Here is an 18,691-nt window from a genome sequence, read left to right as displayed (position 1 = left end):
ACATTCCTTGCGTTCAGCAGTCGGCGATGGTGCAGATCTTGGCGAGCATGCGCTTGGTGTCACTGGTCTGGCGCTTGAAGTCGGCCTTGGCGGGCTTGCCCCACTCGCCCGCGACGGTGTAGAGGATCAGGGCGTTCGCGCGGCGGGTGACGATGGCCCGCTCGCCGCCGACGGCCGGCTTCCCGCCCTGGTAGGCCTGCCCGGTCACCATCAGCCCCTTGTCACCCAGGGCGATCGCGGTGGCGGAGTAGCGGTAGGCGGCGCTGCCGCAGGCGCGTACGGCGGCCTCCAGGTCCCGCAGCGCCTTCCCGGCGGCGGCCGGCGAGGAGTAGAGCACCACCTGCTCCGACTTGGAGTAGTCGGGCACGGCCGTGTACGTCAGCGTCCTGGCCTGGGCCCGCCCCGTCCGGCCGAGTGCGGCCTTCTGGCACGGGTTCACGACCAGCGGGGCGGTCCTCTTGCCGGTGGCCGTCCAGCTCGTCTCCGGGTTGTCGTCCTTCTTGGCGGCTTCCTTCTCGTACAGGAGGAAGTTGTTCGGGATGGCGACCGTGGCCGCCAGCATCAGTGCTGCGATCATGGGTCAAAATGGTATGAGTGAACGACGAAGAGATCAGACGCGTCCTGGGCCTGCTCTACCAGGACGACACGTTGCAGACCTTCGCCTCCCTCGTGCTCGGCGCCACCGGCGAGCTGTCCCCCAAGGCGCTGCGGAAACTGGAGAACGGCGGTCTGGCGGCCCGCGACGAGAGCGGTGCGTGGCGGGCCACGCCCGAGCGCTTCCGCGACCTGCTGCGGGCGCACGCCGAGCCCCCGCAGGCGCTGAGCCCCGAGGAGCGGGTGCTGCGCACGTTCCTGGTGGACGGGCGGCTGACCACGACGGCGATGAAGCGCGACAAGCGGCTCGTCGTGCTGCGCTACATCGCGCGGGTCTTCGAGCCCGGCGTGCGTTATCCGGAGAAGGACGTGAACGTGGCACTGCGGGCCTTCCACGACGACTACGCGGCGCTGCGCCGCTACCTGGTGGACGAGGAACTGCTGTCGCGGGAGGGCAACGTCTACTGGCGCAGCGGCGGGCCCGTGGAGATCTAGCGGGATCCAGCGGAGGTCGTTGGGTCAGGCGTCGAGGCCGGTCCGCCACTGGGTCCTGTCAGGCGGGGTTCAGGGTGGGGCGGCCCGGCTCGATGACGAACGAGCCGGAGGTGTAGGCGGGGGCGTGGGGCTCGGTGACGCGGGCCACCGAGCGGAAGTCGACCTGCATCTCCCGCTCGGTGATCCGGGTGCGCACGTAGCCGCGGCGGCCGTTGAAGAACTTCACGTGCGGGTTCTCCGCCAGCAGGATCCGCGTGTCGGGGTACTCGTCCAGTCCGTTGCCCGCGCTGGTGACCGAGGTGGTGACCAGCTCGACGGCCACGGACTTCGACCCGGGGTCGCGGTGGTCGCGCTTGACCTCGCCCGCCCAGTGGGAGTGCACGTCGCCGGTGAGCACGACCGCGTTGCGCCGGTACGCGTCGATGGCGGCGGTCAGCCGGTCGCGGGAGGCGACGTAGCCGTCCCAGCCCTCGTTGGAGTAGCCCTTGCCCTCGCCGTTGGCCCAGTCCATCTCCATGAGGAAGACCTGCTGGCCGAGCAGGTCCCAGGTGGCGTGCGAGCGCTTGAGCCGGTCGTCCAGCCAGGCCTCCTGCTCCCGGCCGAGCATGGTGCGGCCGGGCTCGAAGCGCTGCGCGCAGCCGGGGCCGACCGTGCCGCTGCTGCCGGTGCAGGCGTACAGGTCGCGGTACTGGCGGGTGTCGAGCAGGTGCAGGTTGGCGACCGCGCCCCAGCGGATGCTGCGGTACAGCTTGAGCGCCGCCCCGTCCGGTCTCTGGGCGCGGCGCAGCGGCATGTTCTCGTAGTAGGTCTGGAAGGCCGCGGCCCGGCGCTGGAGAAAGGGCGGGCCGGGCTGCTCGGGCACGTCACCGGCCCAGGCGTTGTCGACGTCGTGGTCGTCCCAGACCACGACCCAGGGGGCGACGGCGTGCGCGAGCTGTGACTCCGGGTCGGCCTTGTGCTGGGCGTGGCGCAGCCGGTATCCGGCGAGGTCGAGGCATTCGCCGCCGGCCTGGTCGCGTACGGGGTACTTGTAGTCGCCGTACTCGTAGACGTAGTCGCCGAGGAAGGCGATCAGGTCGGGCTGGTCCTCGGCCATCCTGCGGTACGGGGTGAACCAGCCGGACTGGTAGTCGGCGCAGGAGGCGAACGACAGGTTCAGCGGCCTGCCGCGGGTGCCGGGGGCGGGCGCGGTGAGGGTACGGCCGGTGGGGCTGAGCTCGCCGCCGGCCTTGAAGCGGTAGAAGTACTCGGCGCCGGGGTCCAGCCCGTCGAGCTCGACGTGCACGCTGTGGGCCTCGTCGCGGCGGGCGACCTCTGAGCCGCGACGTACGACATGTCGGAAATTTTCGTCTTTGGCGAGCTGCCAGTGGACGGAGATCGCGCGGTCCGGCATGCCGCCGAGGCCGTCGAGCGCGATCGGGTCCATGGCCAGGCGGGTCCAGAGCACCACACCGTCATGCGTGGGCTCGCCCGAGGCGACGCCGAGCTGGAAGGGGTCGGACAGAGGGGCGCGCCGGGCGGCCGCGCGCACCGGGGAGACCCCCGGTGCCGCGGACAGGCCCAGGCCGAGGCCCCCGGCGAGAAGTGAACGCCGGGTGATCATGGGGGTCCTTACGTGACGGTGGCGTTGCCTTCGGCGACAGCCTGGCCTGCGGCTTCCTGCGGAGAGAGTGCGCGGCGATACGGCTCGTTGAACAGCAGGTGAAGCTTCGTCCCGAGCCCAGGAAGCCCGTGAAGCCGGTGGCGAGCGGCAGCGGGAGGGGCGCCCCCTTCCGGCCCGCTGCCGGTCACCCGGTGACCGGGCGCAGGCGGGCGCGGTAGTCGCGGGGCGGCAGGCCGTACTCCTTCCTGAAGGCCCGGCTGAAGTGGAACGGGCTGACGAAGCCCGAGGCCGCCGCCACCTGCCCGATGTCCATGTCGGTCACCTCCAGCAGGCTCGCCGCGTGCCGTACCCGGGCCCTGCGGACGGCCTGCATCGGCGGCTGGCCCGTCACGTCGGCGAACAGGTGGGCGAAGCGGGAGGGCGAGAGCGCGACCGCGCGGGCGAGCGAGGCGACCGAGTGCGGCGCGCCCGGCTCGGCCGCGATGATCGCCAGAGCGCGGCGGACCCGCTCGTCCCCCTCCTCGCCCCTGCCCTCGGGCCGCCCGCCGGGCCGCACTGTCGCGGTGGCCAGTACCAGCACCTCCTCCACGGCCCCCATCACCAGCTCCCGCGCCGCCCCGCCGGACACGACGGCCGGCACCCGCGCCTCGCCGCCCCGTCCGTCGCGACCTCCGACCGCCTCACCGCCGCCCCGTCCTTCGCGGCCTCCGGCCGGCCGGCCACCGCCCGCCGCTCCCTGCGGAGCCCAGGGCATCACCGGGAGCGGCGCGTCGGGCGTCCAGCGGGCGTCCTGACGCGCCCTCAGAAATGCCAGCCCGATCCGCTCGTGCACCCCTTCCGGCACCCCCGCCACCACATGGCAGCCGCCACCCACGGCATGGGGCCCCAGCCAGGCCGCCCAGGCGGCACGCGGCTGGAAGTGCACCCACCAGAACCGCCACCGCGCCGCCCCCGGCCGCACCCGGTAGTGCTGGGCCACCCCCGACCCCAGCACGGCCAGGTCCCCCGCCTCCACGTGGAACGACACCCCACCCTGCTCGACGAGCCCGGCTCCCGACTCCGTCCACAACAGCAGCCAGCTCGGCGACCCGCCCGGGCGGCGCGTGGCATACCCGGCCCCCTTGTCGTAGTGGCCCAAGATCATCAGCTCGGCAGCAGGAACAGACAGGTCCTCAGCGGTCATGGGCATACCGTTGCACGACGGCGCTGCCTAGCGTGAGAGTCATGAGGCTCAACGACTTCCACGATCAGGGGTACACGCTGGTGCCCGGTCTCCTCGCGCCGGAAGAGGTGGCCGAGCTGCGCGACGAGTTCATGGCGCTGCACGCCCGGGGGCCGATCCCCGGCCACTTCGCGCCGCAGCCGCAGGTGCCGGGGCAGCCGTACGACATCCTGCGCGACTACCCCCGGATCATGCACCCCCACCAGGTGAACGACGTGGCCCTGCGCTACCTGCTCGACAGGCGCATCGGCGCGATACTGCGCGACCTGCTGGGCGAGGAGCCGATAGCAGCCCAGAGCATGTTCTACTTCAAGCCGCCGGGGGCCAGGGGCCAGGCGCTGCACCAGGACAACTTCTACCTCCGGGTCGAGCCGGGCACCTGCGTGGCCGCCTGGGTGGCGCTCGACCGGGTGGACCGGGCCAACGGCGGCCTCGAGGTCGTGCCCGGCACCCACCTCATGGACCTGTTCTGCCCGGAGGAGGCCGACGAGGGCGTCTCGTTCACCCGCGAGTACGTGCCGCCGCCGCCCGGCCTGGAGAAGGTCCCCGTGGACATGAACCCCGGCGACGTGCTCTTCTTCAACGGCAGCCTCGTGCACGGCTCGGAGCCGAACAGCACCGATGACCGCTTCCGCCGCAGCTTCATCTGCCACTACGTGGGCCGCTCGGCGGAGCGGATCGCGGAGTACTACCCGACGCTCACCATGTCAGGCGAGCCCGTACGCCTCGAACCGGCGGTCGGCGGCGGCCCCTGCGGCACGGAGATCACCAGCGGCCCGCACTAGCCCCCGGAGATGTCCGACTCGGCGTCGCCGTCGGGGACGGGGCAGTCCCAGGGGTCGTCCAGCCACCCGTCAGGCAGGAGCACCTTGGACCGCTCCCCCGACTTGCCCCGCGGCGTGTCGGTGTTCGGCGGCCACGGCTGGTCGTGCTCCAGCTTGGCCAGGCCCGCCCGCAGCCCGTCGAGCGACTCGGCCGTGGCCAGCTCGCGCCGCAGCTCGCTGCCGACCGTGAACCCCTTCAGGTACCAGCCGACGTGCTTGCGGAAGTCGGCCACGGCGTACCGCTCGATGTCGAAGCACCGGGTCAGCCCCTCGGCGTGCCTGGCCATCACCTCGGCGACCTCGCCGAGGGTCGGCCGGGCCCGCTCGGGGCTGCCGTTGAACGCGTTCTCCAGGTCCTTGAACAACCACGGCCGGCCCAGGCACCCGCGCCCGACGACGACCCCGTCGCAGCCGGTGCGCGCCACCATCCTGAGCGCGTCGTCGGCGCACCAGATGTCGCCGTTGCCCAGCACGGGGATCTCGGGCACGGCCTCCTTGAGCCTGGCGACGGCCTCCCAGTCGGCGACGCCGCCGTAGTGCTGCTTGGCGGTGCGGGCGTGCAGCGCGATCGCGGCGACGCCCTCCTCGGCGGCGATCCGGCCGGCGTCGAGGTAGGTCAGGTGGTCGTCGTCGATGCCCTTGCGCATCTTCATCGTCACGGGCAGCGGCCCGGCGTTCGCCACCGCCTCGCGCAGGATGCGGCGCAGCAGGTTCCGCTTGTACGGCAGCGCCGACCCGCCCCCACGCCTGGTCACCTTGGGCACGGGGCAGCCGAAGTTGAGATCGACGTGATCAGCGAGGTCCTCCTCGGCGATCATCCGCACCGCCCTGCCCACGATCACGGGGTCCACCCCGTAGAGCTGGATGCTCCTGGGCCGCTCCGACTCCTCGAACCTGATCATCCGCATCGTCTTGGGATTGCGCTCGACGAGACCCCTGGTCGTGATCATCTCGCAGACGAACAGCCCCGCGCCCTGCTCGCGGCAGAGCACCCGGAACGGCGCGTTCGTGATGCCCGCCATCGGCGCGAGCACCACGGGCGGCCACGCCTCAATCGGCCCAATCTTCACTCGAACAGTTGTAGCGCAGGTCAAGCCGCAACCGGTATTCGCGGATAGTCTGTTGATCGGCATCTTCGGGTTGAGGGGGATGGATGCTTCTTCGAGTGCGGTTGGCGCTGCCCGACAGACCGGGCTCCCTGGCCCAGGTCACCAAGGTCCTGGGCGTGGCGGGCGCCGACATCACGCAGGTGACCGTGCTCGACCGGGGCGCGGGCCGGGCCGTCGACGACATCACCGTCTTCTGCCCCGACAGCACGCCGAGGCAGGCCCTGCTCAAGAGCCTGCAGAGCGTGGAAGGCGTGACGGTCGAAGGCATCTGGACCACGCGCGAGGCGCCGGGCACCTACCCCGAGCTGGAGATCCTCAAGTACATCACCACCGCGGGCGACCGGGCGCTGACCACGCTCATCGACTCCCTGCCCGTCCTGTTCAGCGCCGACTGGGCCGCCATCGCGGCCGAGCGCCGCGTCGTCTACGCGAGCTGGCGCGCCCCTCAGGGCCTGGTCGTCCCGGAGGAGGTGCCGTCCCGTCCCACGGCCCTGACCCGGGACGGCGGCCTTCACCTCATCCACGCCCCGCTCCCGCCGCTGGCCCTGTCGCTCCTGCTGGCCCGCTCGGAGGGCCCCGCCTTCCACCGCATCGAGGTCCACCGCCTCACGAGGATTCTGGAGATCTTCCTCAGCCTCCCCGCCACCGAGCGCAGCGTGGCACGCCAGCTGCGCAAGGAGGGCCGGCAGGCACCGGGCGGGGCGCACGAGTAAGCATCCGGTCGAGAAACGCGCTATTGTTAACCACGCAGCAACTGAATGCGGCGCGGAAGTGGCTCAGTGGTAGAGCATCACCTTGCCAAGGTGAGGGTCGCGGGTTCGAATCCCGTCTTCCGCTCGGAGAGGGTTTGACTCGGTGGCGTGGCCGAGAGGCGAGGCAGCGGCCTGCAAAGCCGTCCACACGGGTTCAAATCCCGTCGCCACCTCCAAGGACGATTAGCTCAGCGGGAGAGCGCTTCCCTGACACGGAAGAGGTCACTGGTTCAATCCCAGTATCGTCCACCATCCGGTAGAAGCCCCAGCGCGCGCGCTGGGGCTTTCTGCTGTTGCCTGTCCCTTGCGGCGTTGTGTCCCGGCGCCTGCCGGGGAAGACATGGGGGCAGTTCCTGGAGGCCGCGCCCGGGGAGCCGCAGGCGCACGTCTCATCGGCAGAAGCAGCAGCCGTGAACCCCGGTTCGGCCGAGTTTCCCCCAGGGTTGAAAGTTTCAGTCGCCCGTTGACACCCTGGACGTGAGCGCTAACAATCACGGCACCTCCGCAAAATCGCCGCAAAATGTTAGCGCTACCAAGGAGTCCCCCGATGCTCCGCAGAATCCTGGCGGCCCTGTCGCTCCTCCTGTTAGCCCTGGTGGTCCCCGGCCCCGGCCCGGCCCAGGCGGCCACCTCCTACACCAACCCCGTCAAGTCGCAGAAGGGCGCCGACCCCTGGCTGACGTGGTACGACGGCAACTACTACCTGATCACCACCAGCTTCACGAACACGCTGGTCGTCCGCCGCTCCCCCACCCTCGGCGGCCTGAACACCGCCCCCGGCATCCAGGTCTGGCAGGACACCACGTCCTCCCGCGGCACCAACTTCTGGGCCCCCGAGCTGCACCAGTTCAACGGCCGCTGGTACATCTACTACTCGGCCGGCGCGGTTGGCACGGCCTGCTGCGACAGCCAGCGCACCCACGTGCTGGAGAGCGCGGGCAGCGACCCCCTCGGGCCGTACACGTACCGGAGCATGCTGAGCGGCGCCAACCTCACCCCGGGCGGCTGGCTGATCGACGCCAGCCCGATGAGCCTGAACGGCTCCCTGTACCTGCTCGGCAGCGGCTTCATCGCCGGCAGCCAGCAGAGCCTGGTGATCGCGCCGATGAGCAACCCGTACACGCTGAGCTCCAGCACCTTCAGCCGGATCTCCAGCCCCACCCACAGCTGGGAGACGCAGGGCGGGACGGTGAACGAGGGGCCGGAGGCGCTGCAGCGCGGCGGGCAGACGTTCGTGATCTACTCGGCCAGCGCCTGCTGGGGGCCCGACTACAAGCTCGGGCAGCTCACCTACAACGGCGGCAACCCGCTCAGCGCGTCGAGCTGGGTGAAGAGGTCGACGCCGGTGTTCCAGCGCTCGGGCAACGTGTACGGCCCCGGCCACAACGGCTTCTTCACCTCGCCCGACGGCACCGAGAGCTGGATCGTCTACCACGCCAACAGCTCCAGCGGCGGCGGCTGCGACAACAACCGCACCACCCGCGCGCAGAGATTCACCTGGAACTCCGACGGCACGCCGAACTTCGGCACCCCGGTCGCCACCGGCGTCTCGCTGCCCGCGCCCGCCGGGGAGACCGCGGCCACGCCGGCGGCGTACACGCTGGTCAACCGCAACAGCGGCAAGTGCCTGGAGGTCTCCGGCGGCTCCGGCGCGGACGGCGCGAACATCCAGCAGTGGGCCTGCAACGGCGGCGGCAACCAGCGCTGGCGCATCGAGGACCAGGCCGACGACACCAGCCGCCTGGTGAACGTGGCCACCGGCAAGGTCGCCGACGTCGCCGACTGCGCCGCCGCCGACGGCACCGACATCCGGCAGTGGAGCTGGCTCGACAACACCTGCCAGCGCTTCCGCCTCGTCTACACGGCCTCGGGCGGCTGGGTGCGGATCGTCAACGCCGCCACCGGCAAGGTCGCCGACGTGGCCGACTGCGGCACGGCGGACGGCACCGACGTACGGCAGTGGAGCTGGCTGAACAACGCCTGCCAGCAGTGGTCCATCCGGCCCGCCTGACAACCTGCCCCACACCTCGGTCCGCGCCTGCCCGCAACCCGCCGAACACCCCCGATCCACGCCGGCCGGCAACCCGCCGAACACCCCGGTCCGCGCCGGCCGGCGACCCGCCCCATATGATCGCGCGTTCGCCCCTTCCGCCTGTTAGCGTTACCGCTGAGGGGGTGAGCCGCGGTGAAAGCCAAACCGGGCAGGCCTGCGGTGCTCATGGACGTCGCCGTGCTCGCCGGAGTCTCCACCATGACCGTCTCGCGCGTGCTGAACACGCCCGATCTCGTACGCGCCGAGACCAGGGCCCGCGTGCTGGCCGCCGTGCGCGAGCTGGACTACCGGCCCAACCAGGCCGCCCGCCAGCTCGTCACCGGCCGCTCCGGCGTGCTCGGCGTGGTCAGCATCGACACCACCCTGTACGGCCCGGCCTCCACGCTCTACTGCATCGAGCAGGCCGCCAGGCACGCCGGCTACAACGTCAGCATCGCCAGCCTCAGCTCGCTCAACCGCAGGTCGATGGAGGAGGGCGTGCAGCGGCTGCGCACCCAGTCCGTGGACGGGGTGATCATCGTCGCGCCGCACGAGTCGGCCGCCGACGGGCTGCGCCACCTGCCGCCGGAGATGCCGGTGGTCGCGGTGGACGCCGGCGACGACATCCCGGTGCCCGTGGCCAAGGTGGACCAGCAGGCCGGCGCCGCCCGCGTCACGCGCCACCTGCTCAGCCTCGGCCACCGCAGCGTGTGGCACGTGGCGGGGCCCGCCGACTGGCTCGACGCCAACGGCCGCATCGAGGGCTGGCGCGGCGTGCTGGAGTCGGCGGGCCGGCCGGTGCCCGAGGTGCTGCGCGGCGACTGGAGCGCCCGCTCCGGCTACCAGCTCGGCCGCCGCCTCGCCGCCGACCCCGAGGTCAGCGCCGTGTTCGTGGCCAACGACCAGATGGCGCTCGGCGTGCTGCGCGCGCTGCGCGAGGCGGGGCGGCGGGTGCCCGAGGACGTGAGCGTGGCGGGGTTCGACGACATCCCGGAGTCCGCGTACTTCTGGCCGCCGCTGACGACCGTGCGGCAGGACTTCGGCGAGGTCGGGCGGCACGCGTTCCACATGCTGCTGGACCGGATGGCGGGGGCCGAGCCGGAGGCGCGGCGGCTGGTCGAGCCCGAGCTCGTCGTCCGCGAGAGCACCGGCGCCGCGCCCGCGCGCTGAACCGGCCGCCCGCGCGCCAAGCCGGCCGTCCGCGCGCCAAGCCGGCCGTCCGCGCGCTAAGCCAGCCGGATCACGTTCCACGACACCGGGGGCAGCAGGACCCGCAGCGGGTCGGGCTCGACGTCCGGGTTCGGGCGGGGCGTGATCCGCGTGGGGTCGTCGGCCGTGTTACGGGCGTAGACGTCCGGGTCGGTCAGCGTGGTGGCCTCGACGATGCGGACGCCGCCGAGCGCCCGGGCGTCGATCTCCAGCGACAGCGGCCCGTCCGTCGACCGGTTGACGGCGAACAGCGTCGTGCCCTCCGAGGAGGAGTGGGTGGCCACCGCGTGCAGCAGCGGCACCTCGCCGTGCGCCTTCGTCTCGTACGACGGCGAGTCCGGCTCCACGCGCAGCACGTCCCCGGCAGCGTGGCGGGAGGCCTGCGCGAAGGGGTGGAACGTGGTCTGCCGCCAGGCCCGCCCGCCGGGCTCGGTCATGATGGGCGCGATCACGTTCACGAGCTGGGCCAGGGATGCGGCGGTGACGCGATCGCTGTTGCGCAGCAGCGTGATCAGCAGCCCGCCGAACGTCACCGCGTCGGCGAGGTTGTAGTGGTCCTCCAGCAGGGGCGGGGCGACCGGCCAGTCCTGCGGGGCGCCGGCGTCGTGGAAGCGGGAGAGGTACCAGACGTTCCACTCGTCGAAGGAGATGTTGATCTTCTTGCGGGACTTGAGCCGCGCCCCGACGTGGTCGGCGGTGGCCACGACGGAGGAGATGAAGTACTCCATGTCGGTCGAGCTGGCCAGGAAGCTGCCGAGGTCGCCGTCCCGCTCCTCGTAGTAGGCGTGGCAGGAGATGTAGTCGACCAGGTCGTAGGTCTCCTCCAGCACCTCGGCCTCCCACGAGCCGAACGTCGGCATGCTGGAGCTGGAGCTGCCGCACGCGACCAGCTCCAGCTTCGGGTCCACCATGCGCATGGCGCGGGCGGTCTCGGCGGCCAGCCGGCCGTACTCGCGGGCCGTCTTGTGGCCGGTCTGCCAGGGGCCGTCCATCTCGTTGCCCAGGCACCACATCCTGATGTCGTGCGGCTCCTTGGCGCCGTTGGCGATGCGCAGGTCGGACAGCGTGGTGCCCGACGGGTGGTTGGCGTACTCGAGCAGGTCGAGGGCCTCGGCGATGCCGCGGGTGCCGAGGTTGACGGCCATCATGGGCTCCACGCCCGCCTTGCGGCACCAGCGGACGAACTCGTCGACGCCGACCTCGTTCGTCTCGGTGCTGTGCCAGGCCAGGTCGAGCCGGCGCGGGCGCCGGTCGACCGGGCCGATGCCGTCCTCCCAGCGGTAGCCGGAGACGAAGTTGCCGCCGGGGTAGCGGACGGTGGACACGCCCAGCTCCCTGGTCAGGTCGAGCACGTCGCGGCGGAAGCCGTCCTCGTCGGCCGTGGGGTGGCCGGGCTCGTAGATGCCGGTGTAGACGCAGCGCCCGAGGTGCTCCACGAACGTGCCGAAGGTGCGCCGGCGCACCGGGGCGACCTTGAAGGCGGGATCCAGGGTGAGTTTGGCCTGATGCACGGAGGGGGCTCCCTGTTTCTCGGGCGTTACGTGGTCCCGATTGTTAGCGTTATCACTGAGCCGGGTCAAGAGGGTGAGTGCCGCCGCAACCGGTTGCGGGCGGGCCCTTGACACGCTGCTTGTTACCGCTAACACTCGGGTAACCCCGCCGGAACAACGGGGTCCGCGCGGCAGCCTCCGCGACCCGGACGGCTCGCCCCACCGCCTTCGCGCCCAGCGCGAGAGGCCTGTCCACGGCTGCCCTGACCTCCTGAATGTTAGCGAGAACATGGCCGGGCGATGGCTCGGTGAAGGAAGAGGCCCCAGTGCACGGTCCCCCCGATATCACCCGCCGGCACCTTCTCGGCGGCAGCCTCGCACTGCTCGGCGCCGCCGCCACGGGATGCGCGATCCCCGTGGGGCTCGGCTCGTCCCAGACCCGCGTGCAGTACTGGCACTTCCTCGGCGCCAGCGACGGCATCATCATGAACCAGATGGTCCAGGCGTTCGCCAAGGCCACCCCCGACGTCTTCGTCGAGGAGAACGTGCTCGCCTGGGGCGAGCCGTACTACACCAAGATCGCGATGGCCGGCTCGGGCGGGCGCTCGCCCGATCTGGCCACGTTCCACCTGGCCCGGCTGGCGGGCATCGGCGCGGGCGCCCTGCTCGACCCGTTCGACGTCAAGCTACTGGAGGAGGTCGGCCTGCGGGCCGCCGATTTCAGCCCGCCCATCTGGGAGCGTGCCCATCTCGACGGCGTGCTGTACGCGATCCCGTTCGACGCCCACCCGATGGTGCAGTACTACAACACCGACATCTGCGGGAAGGCCGGGCTGCTCGGCCCCGACGGCAAGCTGTTGCCCACCAAGGGCGTGGACGAGCTCATCGCCCAGCTCACCAAGGCCAAGGAGGTGATGGGCGGCAAGCCGCCGCTGGCCTTCGACGCGCTCGGCCTCGGCACCGTGGGCCCGTGGCGGGTGTGGTGGTCGCTCTACCCGCAGAGCGGCGGCACCCTGCTGTCGGACGACGGCACGAAGATCACCATCGACGACGCCAAGGCCCTGGAGGCGCTGCGGCTCATGCAGCGGCTCGGCAAGGAAGGGCTGTGCGACTGGCGTACGGACTACGGCGCCTCCGTCGCCAAGTTCACCAACGGCGAGGCCGCGTTCCTGTGGAACGGCGACTGGGAGACCACCGGGCTCAAGGAACGCAAGACGCCGTTCAGCATGACGCGCTTCCCCGCCGTCTTCGGCACCGGCTCCGCGCAGGCCGACTGCCACGCGTTCGTGCTGCCCCACCAGCGCAACCGGGACCCCGAGGTGGAGCGGGCCACGTACCGGTTCATCGCCTACCTCGTCAAGAACAGCGCCGACTGGGCGGTGGCCGGGCACGTGCCCGCGTACCTGCCCGCGCTGGAGGAGCCCGAATACCTCGCGCTGCAGCCGCAGTCGGAGTACCGCTCCGTCATCACCGAGGTCGCGCTCGACCCGCAGGTGTGGTTCGCCGGGTCCGCCTCGCGGATGTGGATCGAGTTCGGCGAGGCGTTCTCCCCCGTCATCGGCGGCACGCGCACGCCGGAGGAGGGCCTGGCCGCCGCCAAGGCCGCGCTGGCCCGGCTGATGGCCGCCCCGAACCCCTTCCCCGACGAGGAGCGCCCATGACCGAGCTTGTCGAGGTCGTCGATGAACACAGCACCTCGGTCATGAGACCGACGAAGGAGGGCTCATGACCACGACCGTCGCGGCTCCGCCGACCGCCGCCCCCGTCGCCACGCCCAAGGTCCGGCGCGGCTGGACCCAGCACGGGATGGTGTTCGTGACGCCGTTCCTGCTGGTCTACGTGGCCTTCCTCGTCTGGCCGACCCTGCTCGGCTTCCAGATGAGCCTGTCGAGCGTGAACATCGCCGGCCGCAACAACAACTTCGTCGGCCTCGACAACTACCTTGAGGCGTTCGGCGACCCGCGCATGTGGCGCTCGCTGTGGAACACGGTGGTCTTCACCGTGCTCAGCACGATCCCGCTGGTGTTCCTCGGGCTGGTGTTCGCGCTGCTGGTGCACAACCTGCGCTTCATGCAGTGGCTGTGGCGGCTGTCGTTCTTCGGGCCGTTCCTGCTGCCGTCGGCGGTCGTGTCGATCCTGTGGCTGCAGATGATCTACCCGCCCGACTACGGCCTGATCAACGGCACGCTCGGCATCGACGTGCTGTGGCTGGGCGACCCGTCCATGGCCATGTGGTCGGTCGTGCTGACCACCGTCTGGTGGACGGTCGGCTTCAACTTCCTGCTCTACCTGGCCGCCCTGCAGTCCATCCCGCAGCACCTGTACGAGGCCGCCGCCATCGACGGCGCCTCCGCCTGGGACAAGCTGCGCTCCATCACCCTGCCGCTGCTCGGCCGGACCACCGCGCTGATCGTGGTGCTGCAACTGGTGGCCTCGCTGAAGGTGTTCGACCAGATCTACCTGATGACCGGCGGCGGCCCGCAGGACTCCACCAGGCCGATCATCGAGTACGCCTACGACGTCGGCTTCACCGGTTACCGCACCGGCTACGCCTCGGCCGTGTCGTACATCCTGTTCGCCCTGATCGTCATCGTCTCCCTGGCGCAGCTCCGGCTGTTCCGCAAGCGCGAGGAGGTCGCGTCGTGACCAAGCGGTTCGGCTGGAGCCAGCTCATCCTGCTCGTCATCGCCCTGGTACTGGCGGCCGTCTGGCTCGCCCCCGTCCTGTGGGCGGTGGCCACCTCGCTCAAGCCCGAGGACGAGACCACCAAGCTGCCGCTGGAGTGGTTCGGCAGCGAGATCACATTCGACTCGTACGCGCTGGTCCTGGGCACCGGCGGCATCGTCAAGTGGGCGATCAACTCGACCGTCACCGCCGTGATCGTCACGTTCCTGACCGTGCTGTTCTCGGCGATGGCGGCGTACGGGTTCGCCCGCACCCAGTTCAGGGGCCAGCGGGTGCTGCTGGCGCTGATCCTGGCCGGGATCATGGTGCCGCCGCAGGTGCTGATCGCGCCGCTGTTCGCCGAGATGGTCACGCTCGGGCTGGTGGACACCTGGTGGGCCATCATCCTGCCGCAGGTGGCGGCCCCGCTGATCGTCTACATCCTGGTCAAGTTCTTCCAGGACGTGCCGGCGGAGCTGGAGCAGGCCGCCTTCGTGGACGGGGCCGGGCGGTGGCGGGTCTTCTTCACCATCGTGCTGCCGCTGTCGCGGCCGGTGCTCGCCGCCGTGTCGATCTTCACGTTCATCAACACCTGGAACAACTTCCTGTGGCCGTTCCTGGTCTCCACCGACCCGAACACGATGACGCTGCCCGTGGGGCTGGCGAACGTGGTGCAGGGGACGTTCGGGCTGCGGTACGCGCAGATCATGGCGTCGGTGGTGCTGGCCGGGCTGCCGCTGCTGGTCGTGTTCGTGATGTTCCAGCGGCAGATCGTCAAGGGGGTGGCGCACACCGGGCTGGCCGGTCAGTGAGGCCTGGTGGCTTCCGCGGGGAGGTCGTCGCCGGCGAGGCCGCGGCATGCGGCGGCGACCGCCTCGGGGGCGCGTGGCCAGGCCGTCCCGGGTGAGGGTCGTCATCGTGCGGGAGTCAGGCGTTCGTAGCAGTCGTAGTTGCGCTGGGCCACGATGCGGCCGTCGCGGAACTCCAGGAAGACCCCGAGGTGGGCGCGGAGCACGTGGCCCGCGGGGAGGTCGCCCAGGGGGACGGCGAGGGTGCCGGTCCACAGGACCTCCAGGGCGGCCCGGTCGCCTGACGCGATCGCGTTGAGCACCTCGAAACGCTGCTCGCTGATCGTCTTGGCGCCGCGCTCCGCCGCCGCGCGCAGGCCGTCGAGGTCGCGGACGACACCGTCGGGGAAGAGCAGGTTGGGCAGCTCGTGGTGGACCACGTCGGGGTGGAGGTACGGCTCGGTGCTCGCGCCGTCGGAGACCGCCTGGTGGTAGCGGATGGCGAGGTCGATGTGGGGGTGCATGTATGCAACCGTAGTTGTACAACCGTGGTTGTCAAGGGCAGGATGGGGGCATGCCCGTGGATCCGCGCGACCTCGACCTCGGCACCCTCGCCCTCTTCGTCGGCTCGGCCGCCGCCTCTGCCGTGCAGGAGGAGATGGCGGCTCAGGGGTTCACCGGGCTGCGGGTCTCACACGGGTACGTCTTCCAGCACCTCGTCGAGGAGGCCAGGACGATCGGGGAGCTGGCCGTGCGGATGGAGGTCACGCAGCAGGCGGCGTCCAAGGTGGTGGCCGAGCTGGAAGGGCTCGGCTACGTCGAGCGGGTGCCCGATCCGCGTGACGCCCGCATCAGGAGGGTACGGCTGACGGGGCGCGGGCGCGCGGCCGTGGCGGCGGCGCGGCGGGCACGGGCGGCACAGGAGAATCGGCTGGCGGAGCGGGTGGGGCCGGAGCGGGTCGAGGAGTGCCGGGCGCTGCTCGCCGAGCTGCTCGACGAGCTGGGCGGAGCCGGGGCCGTCAGGCGGCGCGAGGTCCGGCCGCCCCGCTGAGCCGCCCCGCTGAGCCGCCCCGCTGAGCCGCGCCGCTGAGTCGCCCCGGCCGCGGGTCACTCCTGGTGCGCTCGCCGGCCGCGGGGTCACTCCTGGTGGACGAGCAGCACGAAGGTGCGCGCGTAGGAGACCCCGCCGGCCGGGCGCGGCCAGTCGAGCTCCGCCAGTGCCCGCGAGCCCGCCTCGTGCCGGGCGCCGTTGACCCGGACCTCGGCGGTCTCCGTGCCGTCACCGCCGCCGAAGAACGCCCTGACCCCCACCAGGTGCCCCCGTTCGAGCGTGCCCTTGAGCGCCGGGGCCAGGTGCGGCAGCAGGACGTGCTGGACCGCCCACCGCTGGACGGCGTCGTGCTCGCCGCCCGTGCCCCAGCCGACGATGCCGCCGTGGATGGCGTGCCAGCCGGGGAAGCCGTCGGGGTCGTCCGGGGCGAAGTGGGCGGCGCGGGAACCGTCCTGGACGAGGAGCTCGAGCAGGGCGCCGCCGGTCGTGCCGAGCCACATCTGGATCGCGCGGTCCACGGACTCCTCGACGGTGGCGCCGTACCCGGTCACGCAGTCGGAGACCGTGGTGTCCTGCGGGCGCTCGACGTTGAGCACGAAGTCGAGGTCGAGGTGGGCGGGGCTGCCGGTGTGGTCGGCGCCGAGCCGCACGGCCAGCGTGCCCGGGCCCTTCGCCATGCCGTCGCGGACCTCCCAGGGCTGCTCCGTGGCCGCGCTCAGGTGCTCGGCGACCATGCCCAGAACCGCCTCGTCCGCCGGCCGTACGCCGTCCATGCCCAACCCCTCGCCTCGCGCTCGCCTCGTCACCAGCCAGGCTAGTTGATCACCGGCCCGGCGGGCGGGCCGGATCGGCGCGCCGGTCTCCCGGACCGCCGTGGCGGGGCGGCGAGATCCCGGTTTCACGGCTCGGCGGCGCACCGGCCGGGATGGCCTCTCCCAGGGAATCGCCCGCTACTACGACCGCTTCGACGCGATCACCGTGCTGACCCGCACGAACCGCCTGGAGTACCAGCGGCTGCTGCCCGGCACCCCGGTCGTGCAGATCCCGAACGCGGTGCACAAGGTCGAGCAGGAACGTTCCCGGCAGGTCGCCCCCGTCGTGATCGCGGCCGGGCGGCTGGTGCCGCAGAAGGGGTTCGACCTGCTGATCAAGGCGTTCGCGCAGGTGGTGCCGGAGCATCCGGAGTGGCGGCTGCGCATCTTCGGCACCGAGCCGCGCAAGGGGCGGCTCGCCGGGCTGGTCGAGCAGCTCGGGCTGGGCGGGCACGTGGCGTTGCCCGGGCGTACCGACCGGCTGGAGCGGGAGCTGACCGACGCCTCCGTGTACGCGCTGAGCTCCCGGTTCGAGGGCCTGCCCATGGTGATGATCGAGGCCATGACGCACGCTGCCCGTGGTCGCCTTCGACTGCCCGACCGGGCCGAAGGACGTGCTGACCGACGGGGTGGACGGGCTGCTGGTGCCGCCGAGGGACGTGGACGCGCCGGCCGCCGCGCTCAACCGGGTCATCGCCGACCGGGACCTGCGGCTGCGGATGGGGCGGGCGGCGCGCAGGACGTCGCAGGCCTACGGGCCCGAGCAGGTGATGCCGTTGTGGGAGGACCTGTTCTCGGAGCTGGCGGCGGGCGAGCGCGTCACCGACCACTTCTGGCACGGCCGCCGACCACACACCCCTCGCCGCTTTGGTGCCATGTCCAGAAAAAGATTTACCTTTCCCGCCTTCCCTGCCACATAAGGGCTTTCGAACAGCTTAGTCACGATATTTCGCTCTTTTCGTCAAGGGCACCCCAAGGCGGGCGGCATTCTGTGCCGTATGCGTAATCGGAAGGCGTTTCTGGCCGCCATGGCAGGCGCTCTTGCCCTGGTCACAGGGCTGACCGCGCCCGCGCATGCCAGCGTGACCACCACTCCGGCCGTCGTTTCCGTGGAACGCGACGCGCCCGCCGTGTACGGCCGCGCCGCCTATTTGATGGACGCTTCCTCCGGCGAGGTCCTGTTCGACAAGGACGGCGGCGAACGTCTGCCGGTCGCCAGCCTGACCAAGACCATGACCGCGTACCTGGTGCTGCAGGTCGCCAAGCCCACCGACGTGGTGCGGATCAAGCGGGAGGACGTCGCGTACGCCGAGGACGGCGGCGGCACCACCGCCGACCTCCGCGCCGGCGACCGCCTCACGGTGGGCGAGCTGCTGTACGGCCTCATGCTGCCCTCCGGCGCCGACGCCGCCCACGCGCTGGCCCGCACGTACGGGCCCGGCGTCGAGGGCTTCGTGGCCAGGATGAACGCCACGGCGCGCTCGCTCGGCATGAACGACACCCGGTACGTCAACGCCGACGGCCTGCCCACCCCGGACGGCGACGGCTACTCCACCGCCAGGGACCAGGCCGTGCTGGCGGCCCACGCCCTGCGGGTGCCGCTCATCAAGGAAGTGGCCGGCACCCGCTGGCACGACCTCGACGCCACCGGCGAGCACCGCTCCTACAGCTGGCGCAACACCAACCGCCTGCTCGGCACGCCGGGCGCGATCGGGCTGAAGACGGGCTTCACGCGGGCCGCCGGGTACTGCCTGGCGTTCGCGGGCGAGTCGGACGGGCGCGTGCTGGTCGGCGTCCTGCTGGACGAGTCGGTCTCCAGCCGCCGCTTCAGCACCGCCGAGGCGCTGCTCTCCTGGGGCTCCGCCCGCCAGTCCGCCTGACCGCCTGACCGCCTGACCGCCAGTCCATCGGACGGCCGGGCGATCGGACGACTGGACCGCTGGACGCCGGACCACCGGGCCCCGCCGCACCCCGCCGGATCGCCGGACCACCGGACCACCGGACCACCGAATCGCCGGATCGCCGGATCGCCGGATCGCCGGAGGC

At 71.5% G+C, this 18,691-nt stretch carries 18 protein-coding genes, 3 tRNA genes and 1 pseudogene; 15 read left to right on the top strand and 7 right to left on the bottom strand.

Annotated elements, in window-relative coordinates; genetic code table 11:
- Positions 1-13 precede the first annotated feature (13 nt).
- A complete protein-coding gene (locus tag ACBJ32_RS49705; protein WP_375132878.1) occupies positions 14-577 on the bottom strand; it encodes a hypothetical protein in 564 nt (187 codons plus the stop codon).
- A 17-nt stretch (positions 578-594) separates the two neighbouring features.
- Between ACBJ32_RS49705 and ACBJ32_RS49700 the strand changes: the two genes are divergently transcribed.
- On the top strand, positions 595-1,089 hold the full coding sequence (locus tag ACBJ32_RS49700; RefSeq protein WP_375132877.1) for a DUF2087 domain-containing protein: 495 nt from the start codon (positions 595-597) through the stop codon (positions 1,087-1,089).
- 58 nt (positions 1,090-1,147) lie between these two features.
- Here the strand turns inward: ACBJ32_RS49700 and ACBJ32_RS49695 are convergent, their stop codons facing one another.
- Together ACBJ32_RS49695 and ACBJ32_RS49690 are read right to left on the bottom strand one after the other, a co-directional pair.
- The gene (locus tag ACBJ32_RS49695; protein WP_375132876.1) at positions 1,148-2,692 is read right to left on the bottom strand and encodes an alkaline phosphatase D family protein; all 1,545 of its coding nucleotides are present in this window, start codon (positions 2,690-2,692) and stop codon (positions 1,148-1,150) included.
- A gap of 184 nt (positions 2,693-2,876) precedes the next feature.
- A complete protein-coding gene (locus ACBJ32_RS49690) occupies positions 2,877-3,875 on the bottom strand; it encodes a helix-turn-helix domain-containing protein (protein WP_375132875.1) in 999 nt (332 codons plus the stop codon).
- Positions 3,876-3,916: 41 nt separating this feature from the next.
- Between ACBJ32_RS49690 and ACBJ32_RS49685 the strand changes: the two genes are divergently transcribed.
- Positions 3,917-4,699 (top strand): phytanoyl-CoA dioxygenase family protein, encoded by a 783-nt coding sequence (locus tag ACBJ32_RS49685; protein ID WP_375132874.1) that lies wholly within the window; start codon positions 3,917-3,919, stop codon positions 4,697-4,699.
- Here the strand turns inward: ACBJ32_RS49685 and dusB are convergent.
- The gene (gene dusB / locus ACBJ32_RS49680; protein ID WP_375132873.1) at positions 4,696-5,808 is read right to left on the bottom strand and encodes a tRNA dihydrouridine synthase DusB; all 1,113 of its coding nucleotides are present in this window, start codon (positions 5,806-5,808) and stop codon (positions 4,696-4,698) included. The two genes, ACBJ32_RS49685 and dusB, sit on opposite strands and share 4 nt — an antisense overlap.
- Positions 5,809-5,891: 83 nt before the next feature.
- On the opposite strand from dusB, the gene ACBJ32_RS49675 reads away from it, so the two are divergent.
- The 6 genes from ACBJ32_RS49675 (at position 5,892) to ACBJ32_RS49650 (ending at position 9,801) form a co-directional block, all read left to right on the top strand.
- Positions 5,892-6,560, top strand: coding sequence for an ACT domain-containing protein (locus ACBJ32_RS49675; protein WP_357876415.1), 669 nt, complete (start codon positions 5,892-5,894; stop codon positions 6,558-6,560).
- A 52-nt stretch (positions 6,561-6,612) separates the two neighbouring features.
- Positions 6,613-6,684, top strand: a tRNA-Gly gene (locus ACBJ32_RS49670).
- A 17-nt stretch (positions 6,685-6,701) separates the two neighbouring features.
- Positions 6,702-6,775, top strand: a tRNA-Cys gene (locus tag ACBJ32_RS49665).
- 1 nt (position 6,776) lies between these two features.
- Positions 6,777-6,851 (top strand) — tRNA-Val (locus ACBJ32_RS49660).
- Positions 6,852-7,146: 295 nt separating this feature from the next.
- Entirely contained in the window at positions 7,147-8,610 is a 1,464-nt protein-coding gene (locus ACBJ32_RS49655) for a family 43 glycosylhydrolase (RefSeq protein WP_375132872.1), read from the top strand.
- 207 nt (positions 8,611-8,817) lie between these two features.
- Positions 8,818-9,801 (top strand): LacI family DNA-binding transcriptional regulator, encoded by a 984-nt coding sequence (locus tag ACBJ32_RS49650; RefSeq protein WP_375132987.1) that lies wholly within the window; start codon positions 8,818-8,820, stop codon positions 9,799-9,801.
- A gap of 56 nt (positions 9,802-9,857) precedes the next feature.
- Here the strand turns inward: ACBJ32_RS49650 and ACBJ32_RS49645 are convergent, their stop codons facing one another.
- Positions 9,858-11,351 carry an alpha-N-arabinofuranosidase gene (locus ACBJ32_RS49645; RefSeq protein WP_375132871.1) on the bottom strand — a complete coding sequence of 498 codons (1,494 nt, stop codon included), beginning with the start codon at positions 11,349-11,351 and terminating at the stop codon, positions 9,858-9,860.
- A gap of 305 nt (positions 11,352-11,656) precedes the next feature.
- On the opposite strand from ACBJ32_RS49645, the gene ACBJ32_RS49640 reads away from it, so the two are divergent.
- The 3 genes from ACBJ32_RS49640 to ACBJ32_RS49630 all read left to right on the top strand — a co-directional run bounded on the left by ACBJ32_RS49640 (position 11,657) and on the right by ACBJ32_RS49630 (position 14,806).
- Entirely contained in the window at positions 11,657-12,991 is a 1,335-nt protein-coding gene (locus ACBJ32_RS49640; protein ID WP_375132870.1) for an extracellular solute-binding protein, read from the top strand.
- 64 nt (positions 12,992-13,055) lie between these two features.
- A complete protein-coding gene (locus ACBJ32_RS49635; protein ID WP_357876423.1) occupies positions 13,056-13,976 on the top strand; it encodes a sugar ABC transporter permease in 921 nt (306 codons plus the stop codon).
- Positions 13,973-14,806, top strand: a complete 834-nt coding sequence (locus ACBJ32_RS49630) for a carbohydrate ABC transporter permease (RefSeq protein ID WP_375132869.1) — start codon at positions 13,973-13,975, stop codon at positions 14,804-14,806. The genes ACBJ32_RS49635 and ACBJ32_RS49630 overlap by 4 nt, the downstream gene beginning before the upstream one ends.
- Before the next feature lie 101 nt (positions 14,807-14,907).
- Here ACBJ32_RS49630 and ACBJ32_RS49625 read toward each other — a convergent pair whose 3' ends face one another.
- Complete coding sequence (locus tag ACBJ32_RS49625) at positions 14,908-15,306, bottom strand: nuclear transport factor 2 family protein (protein WP_357876427.1); 399 nt, start codon at positions 15,304-15,306, stop codon at positions 14,908-14,910.
- Between the two features lie 50 nt (positions 15,307-15,356).
- Between ACBJ32_RS49625 and ACBJ32_RS49620 the strand changes: the two genes are divergently transcribed.
- Positions 15,357-15,833 carry a MarR family winged helix-turn-helix transcriptional regulator gene (locus tag ACBJ32_RS49620; protein ID WP_375132868.1) on the top strand — a complete coding sequence of 159 codons (477 nt, stop codon included), beginning with the start codon at positions 15,357-15,359 and terminating at the stop codon, positions 15,831-15,833.
- 86 nt (positions 15,834-15,919) lie between these two features.
- Here ACBJ32_RS49620 and ACBJ32_RS49615 read toward each other — a convergent pair whose 3' ends face one another.
- Positions 15,920-16,606 (bottom strand): DUF6348 family protein, encoded by a 687-nt coding sequence (locus ACBJ32_RS49615; protein WP_375132867.1) that lies wholly within the window; start codon positions 16,604-16,606, stop codon positions 15,920-15,922.
- Positions 16,607-16,706: 100 nt separating this feature from the next.
- On the opposite strand from ACBJ32_RS49615, the pseudogene ACBJ32_RS49610 reads away from it, so the two are divergent.
- From ACBJ32_RS49610 to ACBJ32_RS49600, 3 genes and pseudogenes are all read left to right on the top strand, one after another.
- Positions 16,707-17,156, top strand: a pseudogene (locus ACBJ32_RS49610) (glycosyltransferase); the annotation flags it as partial.
- Positions 17,157-17,223: 67 nt separating this feature from the next.
- Complete coding sequence (locus ACBJ32_RS49605; protein ID WP_375132866.1) at positions 17,224-17,565, top strand: glycosyltransferase; 342 nt, start codon at positions 17,224-17,226, stop codon at positions 17,563-17,565.
- Positions 17,566-17,643: 78 nt separating this feature from the next.
- Complete coding sequence (locus ACBJ32_RS49600; RefSeq protein ID WP_375132865.1) at positions 17,644-18,525, top strand: D-alanyl-D-alanine carboxypeptidase family protein; 882 nt, start codon at positions 17,644-17,646, stop codon at positions 18,523-18,525.
- The last annotated feature ends 166 nt before the right edge of the window (positions 18,526-18,691 follow it).

Origin of the sequence: Nonomuraea sp. GTA35 (assembly GCF_041950525.1) — a bacterium.
Classification (GTDB): Bacteria; Actinomycetota; Actinomycetes; order Streptosporangiales; family Streptosporangiaceae; genus Nonomuraea.
This window is presented reverse-complemented; position numbering and strand designations above follow the sequence as displayed.

What these genes read in the sequence shown, in the direction of transcription:
- ACBJ32_RS49625 (WP_357876427.1), bottom strand. Translation starts at nt 15,306, where the DNA reads ATGCACCCCCACATCGACCTCGCCATCCGCTACCACCAGGCGGTCTCC.
- ACBJ32_RS49615 (WP_375132867.1), bottom strand. Translation starts at nt 16,606, where the DNA reads ATGGACGGCGTACGGCCGGCGGACGAGGCGGTTCTGGGCATGGTCGCC.
- ACBJ32_RS49705 (WP_375132878.1), bottom strand. Translation starts at nt 577, where the DNA reads ATGATCGCAGCACTGATGCTGGCGGCCACGGTCGCCATCCCGAACAAC.
- ACBJ32_RS49655 (WP_375132872.1), top strand. Translation starts at nt 7,147, where the DNA reads ATGCTCCGCAGAATCCTGGCGGCCCTGTCGCTCCTCCTGTTAGCCCTG.
- ACBJ32_RS49685 (WP_375132874.1), top strand. Translation starts at nt 3,917, where the DNA reads ATGAGGCTCAACGACTTCCACGATCAGGGGTACACGCTGGTGCCCGGT.
- ACBJ32_RS49635 (WP_357876423.1), top strand. Translation starts at nt 13,056, where the DNA reads ATGACCACGACCGTCGCGGCTCCGCCGACCGCCGCCCCCGTCGCCACG.
- ACBJ32_RS49620 (WP_375132868.1), top strand. Translation starts at nt 15,357, where the DNA reads ATGCCCGTGGATCCGCGCGACCTCGACCTCGGCACCCTCGCCCTCTTC.
- ACBJ32_RS49695 (WP_375132876.1), bottom strand. Translation starts at nt 2,692, where the DNA reads ATGATCACCCGGCGTTCACTTCTCGCCGGGGGCCTCGGCCTGGGCCTG.
- ACBJ32_RS49650 (WP_375132987.1), top strand. Translation starts at nt 8,818, where the DNA reads ATGGACGTCGCCGTGCTCGCCGGAGTCTCCACCATGACCGTCTCGCGC.
- ACBJ32_RS49675 (WP_357876415.1), top strand. Translation starts at nt 5,892, where the DNA reads ATGCTTCTTCGAGTGCGGTTGGCGCTGCCCGACAGACCGGGCTCCCTG.
- ACBJ32_RS49690 (WP_375132875.1), bottom strand. Translation starts at nt 3,875, where the DNA reads ATGACCGCTGAGGACCTGTCTGTTCCTGCTGCCGAGCTGATGATCTTG.
- ACBJ32_RS49600 (WP_375132865.1), top strand. Translation starts at nt 17,644, where the DNA reads ATGCGTAATCGGAAGGCGTTTCTGGCCGCCATGGCAGGCGCTCTTGCC.